15 protein-coding genes are annotated in these 17,260 nt (G+C 74.2%); 10 read left to right on the forward strand and 5 right to left on the reverse strand.

What is annotated here, in order from left to right; genetic code table 11:
- Positions 1-71 precede the first annotated feature (71 nt).
- The gene (locus ABZ840_RS31995) at positions 72-581 is read right to left on the reverse strand and encodes a MarR family transcriptional regulator (RefSeq protein WP_361565852.1); all 510 of its coding nucleotides are present in this window, start codon (positions 579-581) and stop codon (positions 72-74) included.
- A 218-nt stretch (positions 582-799) separates the two neighbouring features.
- On the opposite strand from ABZ840_RS31995, the gene ABZ840_RS32000 reads away from it, so the two are divergent.
- The 3 genes from ABZ840_RS32000 (at position 800) to ABZ840_RS32010 (ending at position 3,314) form a co-directional block, all read left to right on the forward strand.
- Positions 800-1,213, forward strand: coding sequence for an organic hydroperoxide resistance protein (locus ABZ840_RS32000; RefSeq protein WP_361565633.1), 414 nt, complete (start codon positions 800-802; stop codon positions 1,211-1,213).
- A 183-nt stretch (positions 1,214-1,396) separates the two neighbouring features.
- Entirely contained in the window at positions 1,397-2,425 is a 1,029-nt protein-coding gene (gene glnII, locus ABZ840_RS32005) for a glutamine synthetase (protein ID WP_361565635.1), read from the forward strand.
- Positions 2,426-2,756: 331 nt separating this feature from the next.
- Positions 2,757-3,314: a winged helix-turn-helix domain-containing protein gene (locus tag ABZ840_RS32010; protein WP_361565638.1), complete on the forward strand. Its 558-nt coding sequence runs from the start codon at positions 2,757-2,759 to the stop codon at positions 3,312-3,314.
- Between the two features lie 64 nt (positions 3,315-3,378).
- On the opposite strand, the gene ABZ840_RS32015 is transcribed toward ABZ840_RS32010, so the two are convergent.
- The 4 genes from ABZ840_RS32015 to ABZ840_RS32030 form a co-directional block, all read right to left on the reverse strand.
- Entirely contained in the window at positions 3,379-4,827 is a 1,449-nt protein-coding gene (locus tag ABZ840_RS32015) for a PepSY domain-containing protein (RefSeq protein WP_361565640.1), read from the reverse strand.
- A 70-nt stretch (positions 4,828-4,897) separates the two neighbouring features.
- Positions 4,898-5,647, reverse strand: a complete 750-nt coding sequence (locus ABZ840_RS32020; RefSeq protein WP_361565642.1) for a hypothetical protein — start codon at positions 5,645-5,647, stop codon at positions 4,898-4,900.
- A gap of 63 nt (positions 5,648-5,710) precedes the next feature.
- A complete protein-coding gene (locus tag ABZ840_RS32025) occupies positions 5,711-6,568 on the reverse strand; it encodes a lysophospholipid acyltransferase family protein (RefSeq protein WP_361565645.1) in 858 nt (285 codons plus the stop codon).
- The gene (locus tag ABZ840_RS32030; RefSeq protein WP_361565648.1) at positions 6,565-7,350 is read right to left on the reverse strand and encodes a GNAT family N-acyltransferase; all 786 of its coding nucleotides are present in this window, start codon (positions 7,348-7,350) and stop codon (positions 6,565-6,567) included. Before ABZ840_RS32030 ends, ABZ840_RS32025 begins: the two co-directional genes overlap by 4 nt.
- A gap of 310 nt (positions 7,351-7,660) precedes the next feature.
- Between ABZ840_RS32030 and ABZ840_RS32035 the strand changes: the two genes are divergently transcribed.
- From ABZ840_RS32035 to ABZ840_RS32065, 7 genes are all read left to right on the forward strand, one after another.
- The gene (locus tag ABZ840_RS32035; protein WP_361565650.1) at positions 7,661-10,810 is read left to right on the forward strand and encodes an alpha-N-acetylglucosaminidase; all 3,150 of its coding nucleotides are present in this window, start codon (positions 7,661-7,663) and stop codon (positions 10,808-10,810) included.
- 133 nt (positions 10,811-10,943) lie between these two features.
- Complete coding sequence (locus tag ABZ840_RS32040) at positions 10,944-11,180, forward strand: DUF397 domain-containing protein (protein ID WP_361565653.1); 237 nt, start codon at positions 10,944-10,946, stop codon at positions 11,178-11,180.
- A gap of 51 nt (positions 11,181-11,231) precedes the next feature.
- On the forward strand, positions 11,232-13,214 hold the full coding sequence (locus ABZ840_RS32045; RefSeq protein ID WP_361565656.1) for a hypothetical protein: 1,983 nt from the start codon (positions 11,232-11,234) through the stop codon (positions 13,212-13,214).
- A 112-nt stretch (positions 13,215-13,326) separates the two neighbouring features.
- Positions 13,327-14,241: a metal-dependent hydrolase gene (locus tag ABZ840_RS32050; protein WP_361565658.1), complete on the forward strand. Its 915-nt coding sequence runs from the start codon at positions 13,327-13,329 to the stop codon at positions 14,239-14,241.
- Position 14,242: 1 nt separating this feature from the next.
- On the forward strand, positions 14,243-15,337 hold the full coding sequence (locus ABZ840_RS32055) for a PDR/VanB family oxidoreductase (protein ID WP_361565660.1): 1,095 nt from the start codon (positions 14,243-14,245) through the stop codon (positions 15,335-15,337).
- Between the two features lie 75 nt (positions 15,338-15,412).
- Positions 15,413-16,111, forward strand: a complete 699-nt coding sequence (locus ABZ840_RS32060) for a TetR/AcrR family transcriptional regulator (RefSeq protein WP_361565663.1) — start codon at positions 15,413-15,415, stop codon at positions 16,109-16,111.
- 178 nt (positions 16,112-16,289) lie between these two features.
- Positions 16,290-17,234, forward strand: coding sequence for a PP2C family protein-serine/threonine phosphatase (locus ABZ840_RS32065; protein ID WP_361565854.1), 945 nt, complete (start codon positions 16,290-16,292; stop codon positions 17,232-17,234).
- Positions 17,235-17,260: the final 26 nt, after the last annotated feature.

Genomic DNA, 17,260 nt, shown 5'->3' on the forward strand with positions numbered 1-17,260 from the left:
GGGCGCGGAGGGGGAGCATCCGGCGGCCGACCGACCGGCGCGGGCGGGATCAGCCGAAGCCGAAGTCGGGATCAGTCGCAGCCGGGACCGTCGAGGGCGGCGGCGTCGAGGGTCTCCGTCAGGGCGTTCAGCCGGCCGCGGAGATCGGCCAGTTCGGCGAGGGGGAGGCCGGTGGCGCCGGCGATCCGGCGGGGCACCTCCGCGGCCCGGGTGCGCAGGGCCGCGCCGTCGGCGGTGAGCCGGACGGTGACGGAGCGCTCGTCGGCCGCGCTGCGCTCCCGGCGCACCAGGCCGGCCGCCTCCAGGCGCTTGAGCAGCGGGGAGAGGGTGCCGGAGTCGAGCCGCACATGGGCGCCGATCTGCTTCACGGGCATCTCGCCGTGCTCCCAGAGGACCAGCATGACGAGGTACTGGGGGTAGGTGAGGCCGAGGTCGCGCAGCGCGGTGCGGTAGAGGCCGCCGAAGGCGCGGGTCGCCGCGTGCAGCGCGAAGCAGATCTGCTGGTCGAGCCGGAGATAGTCCTCCGGCGCGGCCTCCGCCGCCGTTCCCGCGTCCGGCCGGCCGGCCTTCTTCTCCTCCATACGCACAGCCTTCTCCTCCATGCACACAGCCTACCTGCCGCTTTGCGCACGCTCTTATCGCACACAGTCTGATCGTGCACGTCTCCATAGCAGACATCACAGTGGCGCACATTTAAGTTGTGCATCATTTAATTGTGTGCTGTGATGGCAGCACGATCAGGGAGACCGGGGCCGGACGACGGCCGACCGGCTCCGAATCTCGGAGAGGGATGGTTCTGATGAGCGCTCTGTACACCGCCGTGGCCACCGCGAGCGGACGCGACGGCCGGGCCGTGAGCTCCGACGGGCAGCTGGACCTGGCGCTGGCCATGCCGCCCGCGCTCGGCGGCGACGGCGCGGGCACCAACCCGGAGCAGCTGTTCGCGGCCGGGTACGCCGCCTGCTTCGCCAGCGCGCTGGGACTGGTCGGCCGGCAGGCGAAGGTGGACACCAAGGACGTGTCGGTGACCGCGGAGGTCGGCATCAGCTCCGACCCGGCCGGCGGCTTCGGCCTCTCCGTCACGCTGCGCGTGGAGCTCCCGGACGCGCTGGCCGACGGGACCGGCACCCGCCTGATCGAGCAGGCGCACGAGGTCTGCCCGTACTCGAAGGCGACCCGCGGCAACATTCCCGTGGAGATCGTCGTCGAGTGACCGGGGCACTATGCCCCTTTATCACCGCGAACGCCCTGCCCCTCCCGGGGTGGGGTGCGTCACGGAGGGGCCCGAGTAACACGGGGTTCACATTCGAGCAATGGCCGGGAAACGGCTCATTGCCAGGGTGCATGAGTACGCCCGCACGCGTATTCGTACTGCCCCGCAGGAAGGCAAGCCCCCGTGACCATCAAGGCCGAGTACATCTGGATCGACGGCACGAAGCCGACGGCCAAGCTCCGCTCGAAGACCAAGATCCTCGCTGAGCGCACCGAGCTCGCCGACCTGCCGCTGTGGGGCTTCGACGGTTCCAGCACCAACCAGGCCGAGGGCCACGCCTCCGACCTCGTGCTCAAGCCCGTCTTCAGCTGCCCGGACCCGATCCGCGGCGGCGAGCACATCCTCGTCCTGTGCGAGGTGTTCAACACCGACATGACCCCGCACGCCTCCAACACCCGCGCGGCCCTGCGCGAGGTCGCGGAGAAGTTCGCGGACCAGGAGCCGATCTTCGGCATCGAGCAGGAGTACACCTTCTTCGAGGGCACCCGCCCGCTCGGCTTCCCCGAGGGCGGCTTCCCCGCCCCGCAGGGCGGCTACTACTGCGGTGTCGGCGCCGACGAGATCTTCGGCCGCGACGTCGTCGAGAAGCACCTGGACAACTGCCTCGCCGCGGGCCTGGGCATCTCCGGCATCAACGCCGAGGTCATGCCGGGCCAGTGGGAGTTCCAGGTCGGCGCGCTGCCGCCGCTGGTGGTCTCCGACCACATGTGGGTCGCCCGCTGGCTGCTCTACCGCACCGCCGAGGACTACGGCATCTCCGCCACCCTGGACGCCAAGCCGGCCAAGGGTGACTGGAACGGCGCGGGCGCGCACACCAACTTCTCCACCCGGGCGATGCGCGAGGGCTACGACGCGATCATCACCGCGTGCGAGTCGCTCGGCGAGGGTGACAAGCCGCTGGAGCACGTGAAGCAGTACGGCACCGGCATCGAGGACCGCCTGACCGGCGCCCACGAGACCGCCCCGTGGGACGAGTACAGCTACGGCGCGTCCGACCGCGGCGCCTCGGTCCGCATCCCGTGGCAGGTCGAGCGGGACAAGAAGGGCTACATCGAGGACCGCCGCCCGAACGCGAACGTCGACCCGTACGTGGTCACCCGCCTGATGGTGGACACCTGCTGCACCGCGCTGGAGAAGGCCCTCCAGGTCTGATCCGGGCCCGGCCGGACGACATGCCCGGCCGCGCAATTCCCTTGAGGGGCGCCCCGCTTGACGCGGGGCGCCCCTTGCGCATGCCGGTCCGTACGACGGGCGGACGAAGGACAGATCACGTCCGGTCTGGTTCAATGGGGGCATGGCCAGCTTCCACGACAACGCGACAGGTCGCACCGACCTGGAGCCGTTCTGGCCGTCCCGGCAGGATCACCTCTTCGACCGTCTGTGTTGCCGCGCGCATTGAGCGCGGGCCCGCAACGCACCTGAAGCGGCAGCCCCGCGCACGACGACGTCCCCGACGCCCCTCTGCGCGAAAGAGCTGACCCTCATGACGAATGTCCGAACCCTTCCTGCCACTCCTCCGACGGCCACCGTTCCCGCCCCGCCCCGATTGCGTGCCGTGACACCCGGCGAGGTACCGCCGGTCGCCGACCTGCTGGGGGCCGACGCCACCTGGCTGCCGGCTCCCCCGCACACCCTGCCCGAGCTGCCGGGCCGGCCCCCGATGGTCGGCTACCTCGTGCTCGTACCGGCCGCCGAGAAGCGGCCCGAGCCCGAGGCGCCGGCCGTCCCCGCCACCCCGGCCGCCATCTACGGCGAAGGGGGCGTCCAGGTCGACCCCGAGCGCCGCACCGTCCACGTCGAGGGGCGCCAACTGGAGCTGACCTTCCTGGAGTTCGAGCTGCTGGCCCATCTGGTGGCGCACCCCCAACGGGTGCACACCCGCGACCAGCTGGTGACGACGGTGTGGGGCTACGGCCATGTCGGCGACGGCCGCACGGTCGACGTCCACATCGCCCGGCTGCGCCGCAAGCTGGGCGCGGCGCACCGCTCGTCGATCGTCACGGTGCGGCGGGTCGGCTACAAGTACGTGCCGGTCTCCTGACCGCGGGCCGTGGGGCCCGGCCGCACCGGCCGGGCCCCACGGGTCTCCTTGCGTAACGCCGGGTTCAGGCGGCCCGTGCGCGCCGCCGGGCCACTGCCCCGGCACACACGTCGAGCACCAGGAAGCCGGCCAGCGGAATGCCGAACAGCGGCATGAACCAGCCCAGTACGGCCGTCGCCGCCGCCAGCGGCAGCAGTACCGTCACCGGCACCCGCCGCCAGGCCCCGCGCGGGTGGGCGCGGCCGCCCCGGAGTCCGGCGTCCCGGCGCGGACGGCGCTGCCACCACATCCGGTAGCCCCAGACGATCAGCAGGATCAGCGCGATCACCAGGGCGGCCAGCGCCACCTGGTTGGCGAGGCCGAACAGCAGGCCCATGTGGAGGTCGATGCCCCACCGGGTGGCCTTGGCGAGCAGCGGGTGGTCGGCGAAGTCGAGCCGGTCGGTGACCCGGCCGCTCGCCGGGTCGACCGCGATCGAGTCCAGGTGCGCCGGAAACTCCTTGTCGGTCTGCTGGACGACGAAGGCGGGTGCCGAGGCGGTCGGTACGCGTATCTCGACGGGCCCGGACAGGCCCTCCGACCGCGCCGTGCGCAGGGTGGCGTCGAGACCGGCGAGCGGCCGGTCGGCTCCGCCGCCGTGTCCCTCGTGACCGGCATGCCCCTCATGCCCGGCGTGGCCTTCGTGTCCGGCGTGTGCGCCGTGGTCCATGCCCGGCATCTCCGTGGCGGCGCCGGGGACCTGCGTCGACACGGCGGGGGTGGCGCCGCCGAGCGCGTCCTGCAGCCGGCCGATGTGCTCGCCCGCGTACGCCGACCAGGTCAGGCCGGTGGCCGACAGCGCGACCAGGCCCACGGCGGACCACAGGCCGACCGTGCCGTGCCAGGACAGCGTGCGCCGCCGCCCCGTCGTGCCGCGCAGTCGGCGTGCGGAGCGCCGCCGCCCGAGCCACAGCAGCACGCCGCCGAGCGCGACCACCCACAGCCAGCTGGCGGCCAGTTCGCTGTAGAGCCGGCCGGGCTCGCCGAGCAGCAGGTCGCGGTGGAGGTGGTCGATGGTGGCACGCAGCGGCAGCGCGCCGGAGCTGCCGTAGCTCTCCAGCGCGCCGCGCACCTTGGCGGTGTACGGGTCGACGAAGACGGCCAGGGAGTTGTCGTCCTTGAGGCCCGGCGCGTCGAGGATCACCCGGGTCGTGGCGTCCGGAGCATCGGGCGGCCGGACCGCCGTCACCGTGCCCTCGGGGTGCGCGCGCAGCGCGGCGTCCACCTGGCGGGAGAGCGGGAGGGCGGTGCCGCCGGGCTCGGTGCGGAGTTCGTGCGCGTACACGATCTTCTCCGCCTGGAGGGAGCCGGCGTAGAGCAGGCCCGTCGCGGCGGCGACGAGCAGGAACGGGGCGATGAGGAGCCCCGCGTAGAAGTGCAGCCGCAGCACGAGCGGGCGCAGCGCGGGCCATCCGGAGGCCCGGGGCGGTGGCTCGGCGACCGCGGGTGTGCGGGCAGGGGTGGTTACGGACATGGTGATGCCTTCACCTTTCGGCGGCGAACATGCGGAATGTCCGCGCCGCGGCCGTGTCCCGGCCCGGTCGTCAGCGGGGCAGGGGCGGTCCGGCGGGCGCGGTGATACGAAGCACCGCGCCCGGGGGCGGGCCGCGCCGGCTGACGGCGTCGGCGATCAGTTCCCAGCGGGGCACGCGCGGCCGGGTGTGTGCCGGGACGCGCGTGCGGCGTTCCGGCGCCGCGCCGCGGCAGATCACGACGAGCAGCCGCAGCGCCCGGAAGGCCAGCGCCGCCACGCACCGCAGCAGCTGGAAGAAGGCGGCTTCGCCGTACCGGAGCCAGAGCGCGCAGAACAGGGCGGCGAGAAGGTGCGCGGCCGTCATGCCGGCGGACATACCGCCCGCCATGTCGTGCCCGGCGCCCATGACATGACCGCCGCCGGACATGCCGGCCATGTCATGGCCTGCGTGCATGCCCGCCATACCGCGTGAACCGGTCATCGCGTGCATGCCTGTCGCGCCGTGCGTCCCGGCCGTACCGGACATGCCGCACGTCATCGGGGCTCCGGCGCCGGCCCCGGAGCCCTGCGCCGTGGCGAAGGCCAGGTGCAGGGCGGCCTGGACGGTCAGCACGCCGCCGGCGATGGCGGGCAGACCGCGCTGCCGGCCCGCGGCGAGCCAGGCCGCCGCGCCGACAACGGCGAGGGCCGCGCCCAGCACCCCGGGCGGGATGCCGTGCCCGGACATGACCGCGTGCCCGGCCGCCGCCAGCGTCACGCACACGGCCGCGAAGAGCGCGGCGCGCACGGCGCGGAACGGCGGGCGGGCATCGGAGGTCACAGGCGGCAATCCTGTCACCCGGGAGGGACCCGCCGGTCCCCGGGTGGGCCGTACCGGGCGGCGTCACGCGGGGCGGGCCGGCTCCCGGTGCCGTCGGCCGAGCACCACCGCCTGGGCGGCCGCCGCCAGTTCCCGCCGGTCCCGCCCGTCCGGCAGCAGCGGCGGATGCACCGTGACCCGGGCGGTGAGCCCGCCCGCCGCGAGCACCCGGCGCAGCGAGGACGCCAGGTCCTCCTCGCCGACGAAGGACGCGACCGTCGAGGGCGTGCCGTGCTGGAGGTACCGGACGGTGACCGGCCGTACCGGCGCGCCCGCATCGACGGCCGCCTGGAACGTGGCCCGCCGGAAGTCCCCGTCGGTGGCCGAACACCAGGTCGTGGCCTGCGGGTAGACCACCACCGAGCGGCCGCCGCGCAGCGCCGCCGCGAGGTCGGCCACCGCGAGCGGCAGGGCGCGCGGGCTGCCGCGGTCCAGGAAGCGGGTGCCGGCGCGCCGGGCGAGCGGTCCCATGACGGGCCATTCCGCGACCTCGCGCTTGGCGAGCATCGGGACCGGTTCCACGGACAGCAGCGCGAGGATGTCGAGCCAGGAAATGTGGTTGGCGACGACGAGCGTGCCGGTCCCCGCACTGCCGCCCGCTTCCTCCGGCGCGACCGTCAGCAGCGGGCCGTCGTGGTCGAGCGCCACCTCCAGCGCGCCGAGTGCGGCGCGGGCGTGGCGGCGCAGCCGGCCGGGTTCGGCGAGCCGGTCCCGGTCGGCGACGGCCCGCAGCAGTACGTGGGCGAAGGACGCGGCGCGGCGCGCGGTCCCGGCGAGCGGCACCCGGGGCGCGCCGTGCGCGATGCAGCCGGACGTGCAGGTGGAGAGGGTGTCCCAGACGCCGGGCCGGACGGCGGCGGGGGCCGCGCTGTGCGCGCTCACCGCTGGTCGCCCAGGAAGAACCGCCGGTACCGGTCGCTGAGCCGGTCCATGTCCAGGACCACGAAGAAGTCGGCCACGTCGAACTCGGGGTCGTGCGCGGGCGCCCCGCAGACCCACGCGCCCACCCGCAGGTAGCCGCGGAGCAGCGGCGGGAGTTGCGCGTAGGCGGCGGCCCCGCCGGCGGTGGCGGTGCCGGCGTCCGGGAGCCAGGGGCGGAGCGGCCGTACGCGCAGTTCGTCGGGCGCGGCGTGCTGGGTGCGGCCCAGCTCCCAGGCGGCCCGGGCGCACTGCCCGCCGTCGGCGAGCGGGACGGAGGCGCAGCCGGCGAGGTAGCGGTGGCCGGAGAGCAGGGTGTAGCGGGCGAGGGCCGCCCACATCTGGTTGATGACGGCGCCGGTGCGGTGGTCGGGGTGGACGCAGGAGCGGCCGGCCTCGATGAGCGAGGGGCGCAGCGCGGCCAGCGCGGAGAGGTCGAACTCGCTGTCGGAGTAGAGCCGTTCGCTGCGGCCGGGCGGCAGCAGCCGATAGGTGCCGACCACCTCGCCCGTCGCGGTTTCGGTCACGATCAGGTGGTCCACGAGGTCGTCGTACGCGTCGATGTCGTGGCCGGGCAGCGGGGAGTGCAGCGTGGCGCCCATCTCCTCGCCGAAGACCCGGTGGCGCAGCCGCTGTGCGGCGCGGATCTGCGCGGTGGAGTCGGCGATGGCGGTGGTGTACGCGGCGGGGGCGGGCGGGGTGGGCCGGCCTTGCGGGTACGGCGTCGTCGGAAGAGATGTGGACATGACAGCTCCGATCCGGTTGAGCGGGGTCCGCCCGGCCGACTGTCCCCCCGTCCGCCGCCCCGTCGCGTGAAGCCCAGAAGGAGCGCGGGTAAGAAACCGCCGAACACTGGCCCCGAAGGGCCGGGGCAACGCCCGGCGCCGTCGCCACGAGGGCGCCCGGGAGCCTGCCGGACCCCTTTCACTCCATTGGTCCACAGCAGCGACATTCGGCGCGTTCTGGTCGTATCAGCATCCTTGGTTACGAGCTGATCGACCGTTAGCGTTTCCCCTCGCACGTAACCGTTGATACTGCCGAGCAGTGGGGGCATGCGTGAGCCACGTCACGAGACGCAACGTGTTGGGTACCGCCGGCGCCCTGGGTGTCGCCGCTGCGGTCGGCGGGCATACCCCCGCCATGGCCGCCTCCGCCGTACCGGGGCCGGCGCGCCCCGCGGGCCCGACGGGCTCCCCCCTCGCAGCTCCCTTCGACTCCGCACCGGCGCGCGCCGCGCTCCGGCGCCTCCTCCCCCGGCACGCCGACCAGTTCCGACTCACCCCCCAGAAGCGGGCCGCCGGCACCGCCGAGCGGTTCCGGGTCACCGGTTCCCCCGGCCGCATCGAGGTCACCGGCACCAGCCCGGCCGCGATGCTGACCGGCGTCAACTGGTACCTGAAGTACGTCTGCCAGGCCCACATCTCCTGGGCCGGCGAGCAACTGAACCTCCCCGCGAAGCTCCCCGCGCCCAAGGCACCGCTGGAACGCGCCACGAAACTCCCCCACCGCTTCGCGCTCAACGACACGCACGACGGGTACACCGCGCCGTACGCCGACTGGGCGCACTGGGAGCGGACCATCGACGTCCTCGCGCTGCACGGCGTGAACGAGGTGCTGGTCACGGCCGGTTCGGAGGCCGTGTACCACCGGGTGCTCAAGGACTTCGGGTACTCCGACGCCGAGGCGCGGGCCTGGCTGCCGGCCCCGACCCACCAGCCGTGGTGGCTGCTGCAGAACATGAGCGGCTACGGCGGCCCGGTCAGCAAGGAACTGCTCGCCAAGCGCACCGACCTCGGCCGCCGGATCGCCGACCGGCTGCGGTCACTGGGCATGCACCCGGTCCTGCCGGGCTACTTCGGCACCGTCCCGGACGGCTTCGTGAAGCGCAATCCCGGCGCGGCGGTGGTCCCGCAGGGCACCTGGTCGGGCTTGAAGCGCCCGGACTGGCTGGACCCGCGCACCACGATCTTCACGAAGGTGGCGCGGTCCTTCTACCGCCACCAGAAGGAGATCTTCGGGACCGTCCGGCACTTCAAGATGGACCTGCTGCACGAGGGCGGCGACCCCGGCAAGGTGCCGGTGCCGGCCGCGGCGAAGGCCGTGGAGCGGGCGATGCTGGCCGCGCACAAGGACGCCGTCTGGGTGATCCTCGGCTGGCAGGAGAACCCGCGGCGCGACCTGCTGGACGCCCTCGACCCCGAGCATCTGCTGATCGTGGACGGCCTCTCCGACCTGGAGACGGTCGAGGACCGGGAGAAGGACTGGGGGAACGTGCCGTACGTCTTCGGCTCGATCCCGAACTTCGGCGGCCGGACGACCATAGGGGCCAAGACCCACATGTGGGCCGAGCGGTTCACCACATGGCGGGACAAGAAGGGCAGCAAGCTGGTCGGCACGGCGTACATGCCCGAGGCCGCCGAGCGGGACCCGGCGGCGTTCGAGCTCTTCAGCGAGCTGGCCTGGCGGGACGACCCGGTGGACCGCGCGGCGTGGTTCGACGGGTACGCGGACGCGCGGTACGGCGGCCGGGACGCCAAGGCCCGGGCGGCGTTCGCGGCGCTGCGGGAGAGCACGTACGAGATCAGCAGCAAGGACGGCCGGCCGCACGACTCGATCTTCGCGGCGCGCCCGTCGCTGTCGGCCCGGTCCGGCACGCACTACGCCACGCACACGCCCGCGTTCGACCTGGCGCGGTTCGACGTGGCGTTCGCCGCGCTGCTGGGCGTCCGGCCCGCGCTGCGGAACAGCGACGCCTACCGCCTGGACCTGACCGACCTGGGCCGGCAGGCGCTGGCGAATCGTTCCTGGCAGCTGATCCCGCAGCTGGAGGACGCGTACAAACGCAAGGACCTCGACGCCTTCCGCACCCTCGCCAAGCTGTGGCTCCAACTGATGCGGCTCAGCGAGGACATGACGGGCGCGCACCGGCACTTCCTCCTCGGCCCCTGGCTGGACGCCGCCAAGCGGATGGGGACCGGCGACAAGGAGAAGGCGCAGCTGGAGCACTCCGCGCGGGCCCTGATCACCACCTGGGCGGACCGGCCCACCGCGGACGGCGGGAAGCTCGCCAACTACGCCAACCGCGACTGGCACGGCCTCATCGGCGACTTCCACCTCCCGCAGTGGCAGCGGTACCTCGACGAGCTGGAGGACGCGCTCGCCGCCGGCCGCAAGCCGAAGACCTTCGACTGGTACGCGCTCGAGGAGCCGTGGACGCGGGAGCGCAAGGACTATCCGCTGCGGCCCACCACCGACGCGCACCGCACCGCGCAGCAGGTGCACGACGTGCTTGCCAAGGCCCCGTACCAGGGCCGGGTCGTCGTCGCCGCCGAGCCGGCCACCATGGAGCCGGGCGGCGCGACCACCCTCACCGCGACCCTGCACAACCTCAGCGGGCTGCGGGACACCGGCCGGGTGGACTTCGCGCTGAGCGGGCTGGACGCCGAGGACCGCGGCCCCGTCTCGCTGCCGTCGATACCGGCCGGCGGCAAGGGAGACGTCGACTGGCGGGTCGCGGCACCCGCCGAGCCACTGACGTCGCCGCTCAAGCCGATGCCGTACGAACTGACGGTGAGTTACGGGCCGAAGGGCGAGACGGCCGTCTCGGCGGTGCAGTCGGGTTCGCTCTTCGTGGCCGGGCCGCTGGACAAGGACCTGCGCACGGTCACCACCAACGAGGCGGTTTTCGGTCAGCTGGACGGGCGGTTCGCCATCGACGGGGCGGGCACCGATCTGTGGAAGGCCACCGCCGAGTTCGGCGCCGTCTACCGCCCGCAGTCGCTCCGTGCAGGCGGCTCGGTGACGGTGAAGGTCACCGAGCAGTCGGCCACCGGGCCGTGGGCACGGGCCGGGATCGCCGCCCGCAACAGCCTGGGCGCCGGGGGCTCGGCGGGCTTCGTGAATCTCTCCGTCACGCCGGGCAACGGTGTCGCGCTGTCCTACGACACCGACGGCGACGGCACGCTGGACCGCTACGAGCGCGTGACGGGTGTCAAGGCACCGGTGACGCTGCGGCTCTCCCGGGAGGCGGGCGGCGCGTTCAAGGGCGAGTACTCCACGGACGACGGCGCCACCTGGCGCACCGTGGCCACCGCCACCGTGCCCGGCGCGGCCGCCGCGCAGGACGCCGGCCTGCACATGTCGGCGGCCAACGGCGGCTCGGGCGACCGCGGCCGGGTGGAGTTCAGCGACTGGCGGACGGACTGACTCGACGCGGTGGCGAGGCGGCGACCCCGGACGGTGCGGCACTGTCCGGGGTCGTCCGTTCGCTCCCCGTAGCCGCTCCGCTCGGCGTACGCTGACCTCCGGACCGTCCCGGCTATCGCGAGGAGTGCACCGCATGAGCGCCGCAGCTGAGAAGGAGTGGCTCTACGCCCTCGACATCTCCGATGCCGTCTGGCAGCGCGCCCCCGGCGACTCCGAGGAGGCCGTGGAGATCGCGTTCCTGGAGCGCGGCGCCGTGGCCATGCGCAACTCCACCGACCCCGACGTGGTGCTGCGGTACACCGAGGGCGAGTGGCGCGCCTTCGTCCTGGGCGCCCGGGACGGCGAGTTCGACCTCGACCGGCAGCGCTGACCCGCCGGACGGTCAAAGTGACCATCCCATGAATCACTCGTTCTACGGAACGTGGAGCAGCAGCAGGCAATAACCCCACCACCGGACCGCACTTCCCCGCTCGGCGTCATCGACGTCGAGCAGGCGGAAGCCGCGCTCGTGGAGCACTATCCCCGGCTGGTCCGGCTGGCCTATCTGGTCCTGCCGCCCCGCCTCGGCCGCAATCGCCGCGTGCTCACCGCGCACGCCGTCGCCCAGCGGGCCCTCCCCCGGCACCGCACCGCCGCCGCGGAGACCGTGCTGCCCGCGCAACGCGCCGACGGCCGGCCCGCGCCGGACCCGGGATACGCCTTCGTGCGGCAGCGGGTGCTGCGCGCGGCGCTCGCCGCCGACCGCCCGGCGCTGCGGTTCGGGCGCCTGCGGCTGCCGCTCCCCCAGCTCCCGCCGCCGCTCCCCCAGGTGTGGGGGCTGCGGCTCTTCCCGCGCTCGGGCGGCGCCGACGAACTCGCCCTGGACCAGGCGCTCTCCGCGCTGTCGGCCCCGGCCCGCGCGGCGTACGCACTGCGCGGCCTGGAGGGCATGGGCGACCGCGAGGTGCGGCGGGTGCTGGCGGCGGTGGGCATCGCGGAGCCGCGCGAGGCGCTGGCCGAGGCGGACGGCGCCCCGGCCCCCTCGGGCAGCCGGGACGGTTCGCTGCTGGACTCCGCCGAGTTCGACCCCTGTTCGCTCCAGGCGCGGCCGACGGACCTCATCCGGCGGCGCCAGCACGTACGCGTCGCGCTGGCGGCGGGCGTCGCCGCGGTGGTCTGCGGGGCGCTGCTGGCCCTGCCGGGCGACGGCTGGGGGCGGGACGGCGCGGCGGCGCCTCCGTACGCGCGCAACGCCGCGGCCGAAGCGGCGCTGCGGCCGGGCGAGTTGACCCGCGTCCCGGCCGACGCCTGGCGGACCGCGGCGCGGGAGGACTTCTCGGCCTGGCCCGCGCGCGGCGGCCGGACGCACGACACGGCCCTGCTGCGCCGCGCGCTGGCGGCCTGGGCCCGCCCCGGCGACCGCGTGCAGGTCTCCGCGACGCCCGGTACGCCCTCCGGACCCGCCGCCGGCCCCGCGCAACTGCTGTACGCGGGCCAGGTGGACCGGGCGGCGGTGGTGCTGCTGTACGACGGGCTGCGCGTGGTGCGGTACGCGGAGTCGGTGGACGGGCCGGGCGGCGGCGCCGTGCTGGACTTCGCGCGCACGGACGGCGCGGACGCGGCCGGCGCGGCGGCGCTGGTGGTCAGCCGTACGGACGGCAATGTCCGTTATCTGACGGCTCCTTGGGTGCGTGAGGTGACGTTCGCGGACCTGACGGGCGGCCCGGAGGAGCGGGCGGCGGCGCTGCACCGCGCGGCGGACGGCGTGACCGATCCGGCCCCGGCGCCCGGACGCGGCCCGTCCTGCACCGGCTGGCCCGCGCTGACGATGGCCGGGCGGCTCTACACCGACCTGGGCGAGCTGACCCCGGCCCGGCTGACGTACGGCGAGCCGGGCCGGGCGGGCGAGCCGGCGGGGCGGGACGCGCGGACCGCGTGGGCGCGGACGGCCTGCCAGCTGCCTGCCGTCCGGGCGCTGGGCGTGCGGGAGGTGAACGCCTGGGAGTACGCGCGCCAGGAGCTGCCGGAGGACGGCGGGAAGGCGACCTGGCTGTGCACGCGCGCCGAGACCTGGCGGGGGCCGGGGAGCCGGGCGATGGCGCAGTTCCAGGCGCCGGTGGCGGGCGACGGCGACGGGCCGGGCGCCCGCCGGTATCCGCCGGGTGCGGTGGCGGCCCGTACGGAGGGCGGCCGGGCCTGCGGGCCGCGGTCGCCGCACGCGCTGGCCGGGGTGCTGTGGAAGTCGGCGGCCGGGCACTGGTGGCTGGTGGCGGCGGGCAGCGCGGAGGTGCGCGGGGTGACCGCGGGCGGCGGGGTGTCCGGCCGTACGAAGGGCCGGCTGCTGGCGGTGCGGACGAAGGCGGGCGCGCACGCGCGGCTGTCCGCGCGGCTGCCGGACGGCGGCAGGTTCACGGCGCTGCACTGAGGAGAGGCGGGCGCGGGGGTCACGGGGTCGTCCCGTGGCCCCTTTCGCATACCGGCGGGAAATCCTCTGCAAGGGGCTGTCGCTCCTTCTTACCGCCCAGTACATTGACGCCATGTCTAACAAGGCCCCGTTGCGGCCCGCGCCGGTCGCCTCGGAACACACTCCGCTGAAGGCCCGCAACGTCGCTTTCGACTGGAGCGGGACGCCCCTGCACTGGGTCCCCGGCGACCCGTCCACCACCCACACCATCAACGTGCTGCACCTCCTGCTGCCGGCCGGCGAGCGCTGGTTCGTGCACGTCTACAAGCAGGTGCTGCCGTACATCCGGGACGACCGGCTGCGCGCCGACGTCATCGGGTTCATCGGCCAGGAGGCGATGCACTCCCAGGCGCACGACGACGTACTGCCGCACCTCAAGGCGCAGGGCCTGGACCCCACGCCGTACACGGCCCAGGTCGACTGGCTCTTCGAGAAGCTGCTCGGCGACCGCACCCTGCCGCCGGGCCGGGCCCGGCACTGGTGGCTGCTGGAGCGGGTCGCGCTGATCGCGGCGATCGAGCACTACACCGCGTTCCTCGGCGACTGGGTGCTCAACGCCGAAGCGCTGGACGCCAAGGGCGCCGACCCGACCATGCTGGACCTGCTGCGCTGGCACGGCGCCGAGGAGGTCGAGCACCGCTCGGTCGCCTTCGACCTCTTCGTGCACCTCGACGGCGGCTACCGGCGCCGCACCCGCACCTGGGCCACCGCCTTCGCCGCGCTGGTCTTCCTGTGGCAGCGCGGCGTGCGCTTCTTCATGACGAACGACCCCACGCTGCTCGACGGCAAGGCCTCCTTCAAGGAGTTCTTCCGCGCCGGGCGGCAGGGCGTCCTGCCGACCACCGGGGCCGTGGTCCGCACGATCCCGCAGTACCTGCACCGCACGTACCACCCCTCGCAGTACGGCAGCACGACGCAGGCCGCCGCCTACCTCGCCGACTCCCCCGCCGCGACCGCGGCCGACGCCCGCACCCGTGGAGCCGCCTGACATGACCGCCATCGTCCGCTCCCGCGGCGTCCGCGCCGCCGTGGTCACCGCCGGCGCCGCCCTGCTCGTCGGCCGGGCCCTGCGCCGCCGGGTCAAGGACTCCCCGCTGTGGCCGCTGCCGGCCCTGGAGGAGCCGATATCCGGCACCGGCCGCCCCGGCAGCGCGCGCCGCGAACTCCTCGTCGCCGAGCGCGCCGAGGAGGCCGAGGGGGTCGTACGGCTGCGCCTGGAGGGCGACTCGCTGCCGGGCTGGGAGCCGGGGGCCCATGTCGACCTGGTGCTGCCCTCGGGCGCGGTGCGCCAGTACTCGCTCTGCGGCGACCCCGCCGACACCGGGACGTACACCATCGCCACCCGGCTGATCGAGGACGGCCGGGGCGGCTCCCGCGAGGTGCACGAGCAGCTCCGGGAGGGCACGGTCGTGGAGGTGCGCGGGCCGCGCAACCGCTTCCCGCTGGAGGAGTCCCACGCCTACCTCTTCGTCGCGGGCGGCATCGGTATCACGCCGATCCTGCCGATGCTCCGCCGGGCCGAGCGCGAGGGCGTGCCCTGGCGGCTGGTGTACGGCGGCAGGTCGCGCGCCTCGATGCCGTTCCTCGCCGAGATCGAGAAGCTGGCGGGGGCGGGCGGGGACCGGGTGACGGTCGTCGCCGAGGACGAGGACGGGCGGCCGGACCTGGCCGCCGCGCTCGCCGACGCGCCGCCGCGCTCCGCCGTCTACTGCTGCGGCCCGCAGCCCCTGATGGACGCGGTCGCCGAACTGCTGCCGGACGGGCTGGAGCTGCGCACCGAGGCGTTCGCACCGGCGGCCGGGGGTGCCGGCACGGCGGGCGGCGCCTTCGAGGTGGAGCTGCGGCGCACCGGCCGTACGGTCGCGGTGGCCGAGGGCCAGAGCATCCTGCGGGCCCTCCGCGAACAGGCCGTGCCGGACCTGCCGTACAGCTGTGAGCAGGGCTTCTGCGGGACCTGCCGGCAGCACGTGGTCGAGGGCGATGTCGACCACCGCGACGAGCTGCTGACCGACGCCGAGCGCGAGGACCAGATGCTCATCTGCGTCTCGCGGTGCCACGGCACACGCCTGGTGCTCGACCTGTAGCCGGAACCGGCGCGGGTCCGGCCGGTCACCGACGGTGGCATACCGCTGCCGCACCCCGGTCGTTAGGGTGTTCGCATGACGACCGGGGTGCGCCGCAGGATGGGTGTCGAGGAACGCCGTGAACAGCTGATCTCCGTGGCTCTGGGCCTCTTCAGCCACCGCGCCCCGGAGGACGTCTCCATCGACGAGATAGCCGAGGCCGCGGGCATCTCGCGGCCGCTGGTCTACCACTACTTCCCCGGCAAGCAGAGCCTGTACGAAGCGGCGCTGGGCCGGGCCGCCGACGAGCTGGCCGCGCGCTTCGTCGAGCCGCGCGAGGGGCCGCTGGGCGAGCGGCTGCTGCGGGTGATGGGCCGCTTCTTCGACTTCGTCGACGAGCACGGGCCCGGCTTCTCGGCGCTGATGCGCGGCGGTCCCGCGGTCGGCTCCAGCCGCACCAGCGCCATGATCAACGGCGTCCGGCAGTCCGCCTACGAGCAGATCGTCGACCACCTGGGCCTGACGGTCCCGGCGCCGCGCATGGAGCTGGTGATCCGCTCCTGGATCTCGCTCGCGGAGTCCACCGCGCTCCAGTGGCTGGACGGCAAGCGCATCCCGCGCGCCGAGCTGGAGCGGCAGCTGGTGCACGACTTCGCCGCGCTGGCCGCGGTGAGCGCCGCGTACGACGAGGGGATGGCGGAGACGCTGCGGGCGATCCTCGCCGCCGAGCCGATCGACGGCCCGTTCGCGGAACTCGCGGCGCGGCTCCTGTCCCTGGTACCGACCGACGCCTGAACACCGCCACGACCGCCCTGGCCTTCGAAAACGACCGACTGGGCGTCACTCATCGACACATCCGACCGCCGCGCGATCGACTCTCACCAGCTTCTTGCATTCGCTTTCGTCGCCGTCTGCGGCGATGCCAAAGTGGCCTTCCCACGGCGCTGCGTGGGAAGGACGTGAAGTGACCGGCATGGAGTTCATGGGCACGCTGCTCGTATACGGCTGCGGCTTCGCCTCCGGCCTGGTCTGCGGTCTGTTCACCGTACGGCGCTTAGGGAACTCCCGCCGGGGCAGCGCCCCGGCGCCGCTCCCGGCCCCGCCTCCCGCCCTCCCCGCGGCCCCGGACGCTCACGACGCGCACGAAGCCGCATTGATCGCGGTCGCGCACAGCACACAGCAGGCGCTGCTGCGGCCGCTCTCCGGTGACCTCGACGGCATCAGCGTCGCCGCCCGCTATCTCCCCGCCGCGGAGAACGTCCTGGTCGGCGGCGACCTGCTGAACACCGCCCACACCCCGTACGGCCTGCGGGTGCTGATCGGTGACGTGCGCGGCCACGACCTGGAGGCGGCGCGGCTCGCCGCCGTCACCATCGGCTGCTTCCGCGACCACGCCTTCACCACGCCCGACCTGGTCCGGCTGGCCGGATTCCTGGACACCCGGCTCGCCGCCGAGCTGGACGCCGAGGGGTTCGTCACGGCCGTGCTCGCCGAGTTCGCGCCGGGCGAGGTGCGGCTGGTCAACTGCGGCCATCCGGCGCCGCTGCGGATCGGCGACCGGCTGGAGTCGCTGGACCCCGACGAGCCCGGCCTGCCGCTCGGCCTGCACCCCGCCCCGTTCCGGCAGCGGGTGCGGCTGGCCTCCAACGAACGCCTGCTGCTGTACACCGACGGGCTCATCGAAGCGCTCGACGCGCAGGGTGAGCCCTTTCCGCTCGACGAGCGGGTCCGCGAGGCGCTGACCCACCCCACGCTCGACGACGCGCTGGAGGCGCTGCACGCTCTGCTGATGACGCACACAGCGGCACCGCTCCGGGACGACCTGGCGATGATGCTGTGCCAGCCGGATGTCCGGGCCGTGCTGCCGTCCGTTCCCGCGATACGCGGACCGGGGGAACGGACGGGCGAGCGGGCCTGAGCCGGGCACCGGACGCCCGGCGCCGG

This window comes from Streptomyces sp. NPDC047117 (genome assembly GCF_040643545.1).
GTDB lineage: Bacteria > Actinomycetota > Actinomycetes > Streptomycetales > Streptomycetaceae > Streptomyces.

What these genes read in the sequence shown, in the direction of transcription:
- ABZ840_RS31995 (WP_361565852.1), bottom strand. Translation starts at nt 581, where the DNA reads ATGGAGGAGAAGAAGGCCGGCCGGCCGGACGCGGGAACGGCGGCGGAG.
- ABZ840_RS32000 (WP_361565633.1), top strand. Translation starts at nt 800, where the DNA reads ATGAGCGCTCTGTACACCGCCGTGGCCACCGCGAGCGGACGCGACGGC.
- ABZ840_RS32010 (WP_361565638.1), top strand. Translation starts at nt 2,757, where the DNA reads ATGACGAATGTCCGAACCCTTCCTGCCACTCCTCCGACGGCCACCGTT.
- ABZ840_RS32015 (WP_361565640.1), bottom strand. Translation starts at nt 4,827, where the DNA reads ATGTCCGTAACCACCCCTGCCCGCACACCCGCGGTCGCCGAGCCACCG.
- ABZ840_RS32030 (WP_361565648.1), bottom strand. Translation starts at nt 7,350, where the DNA reads ATGTCCACATCTCTTCCGACGACGCCGTACCCGCAAGGCCGGCCCACC.
- ABZ840_RS32040 (WP_361565653.1), top strand. Translation starts at nt 10,944, where the DNA reads ATGAGCGCCGCAGCTGAGAAGGAGTGGCTCTACGCCCTCGACATCTCC.
- ABZ840_RS32050 (WP_361565658.1), top strand. Translation starts at nt 13,327, where the DNA reads ATGTCTAACAAGGCCCCGTTGCGGCCCGCGCCGGTCGCCTCGGAACAC.
- ABZ840_RS32055 (WP_361565660.1), top strand. Translation starts at nt 14,243, where the DNA reads ATGACCGCCATCGTCCGCTCCCGCGGCGTCCGCGCCGCCGTGGTCACC.
- ABZ840_RS32060 (WP_361565663.1), top strand. Translation starts at nt 15,413, where the DNA reads ATGACGACCGGGGTGCGCCGCAGGATGGGTGTCGAGGAACGCCGTGAA.
- ABZ840_RS32065 (WP_361565854.1), top strand. Translation starts at nt 16,290, where the DNA reads ATGGAGTTCATGGGCACGCTGCTCGTATACGGCTGCGGCTTCGCCTCC.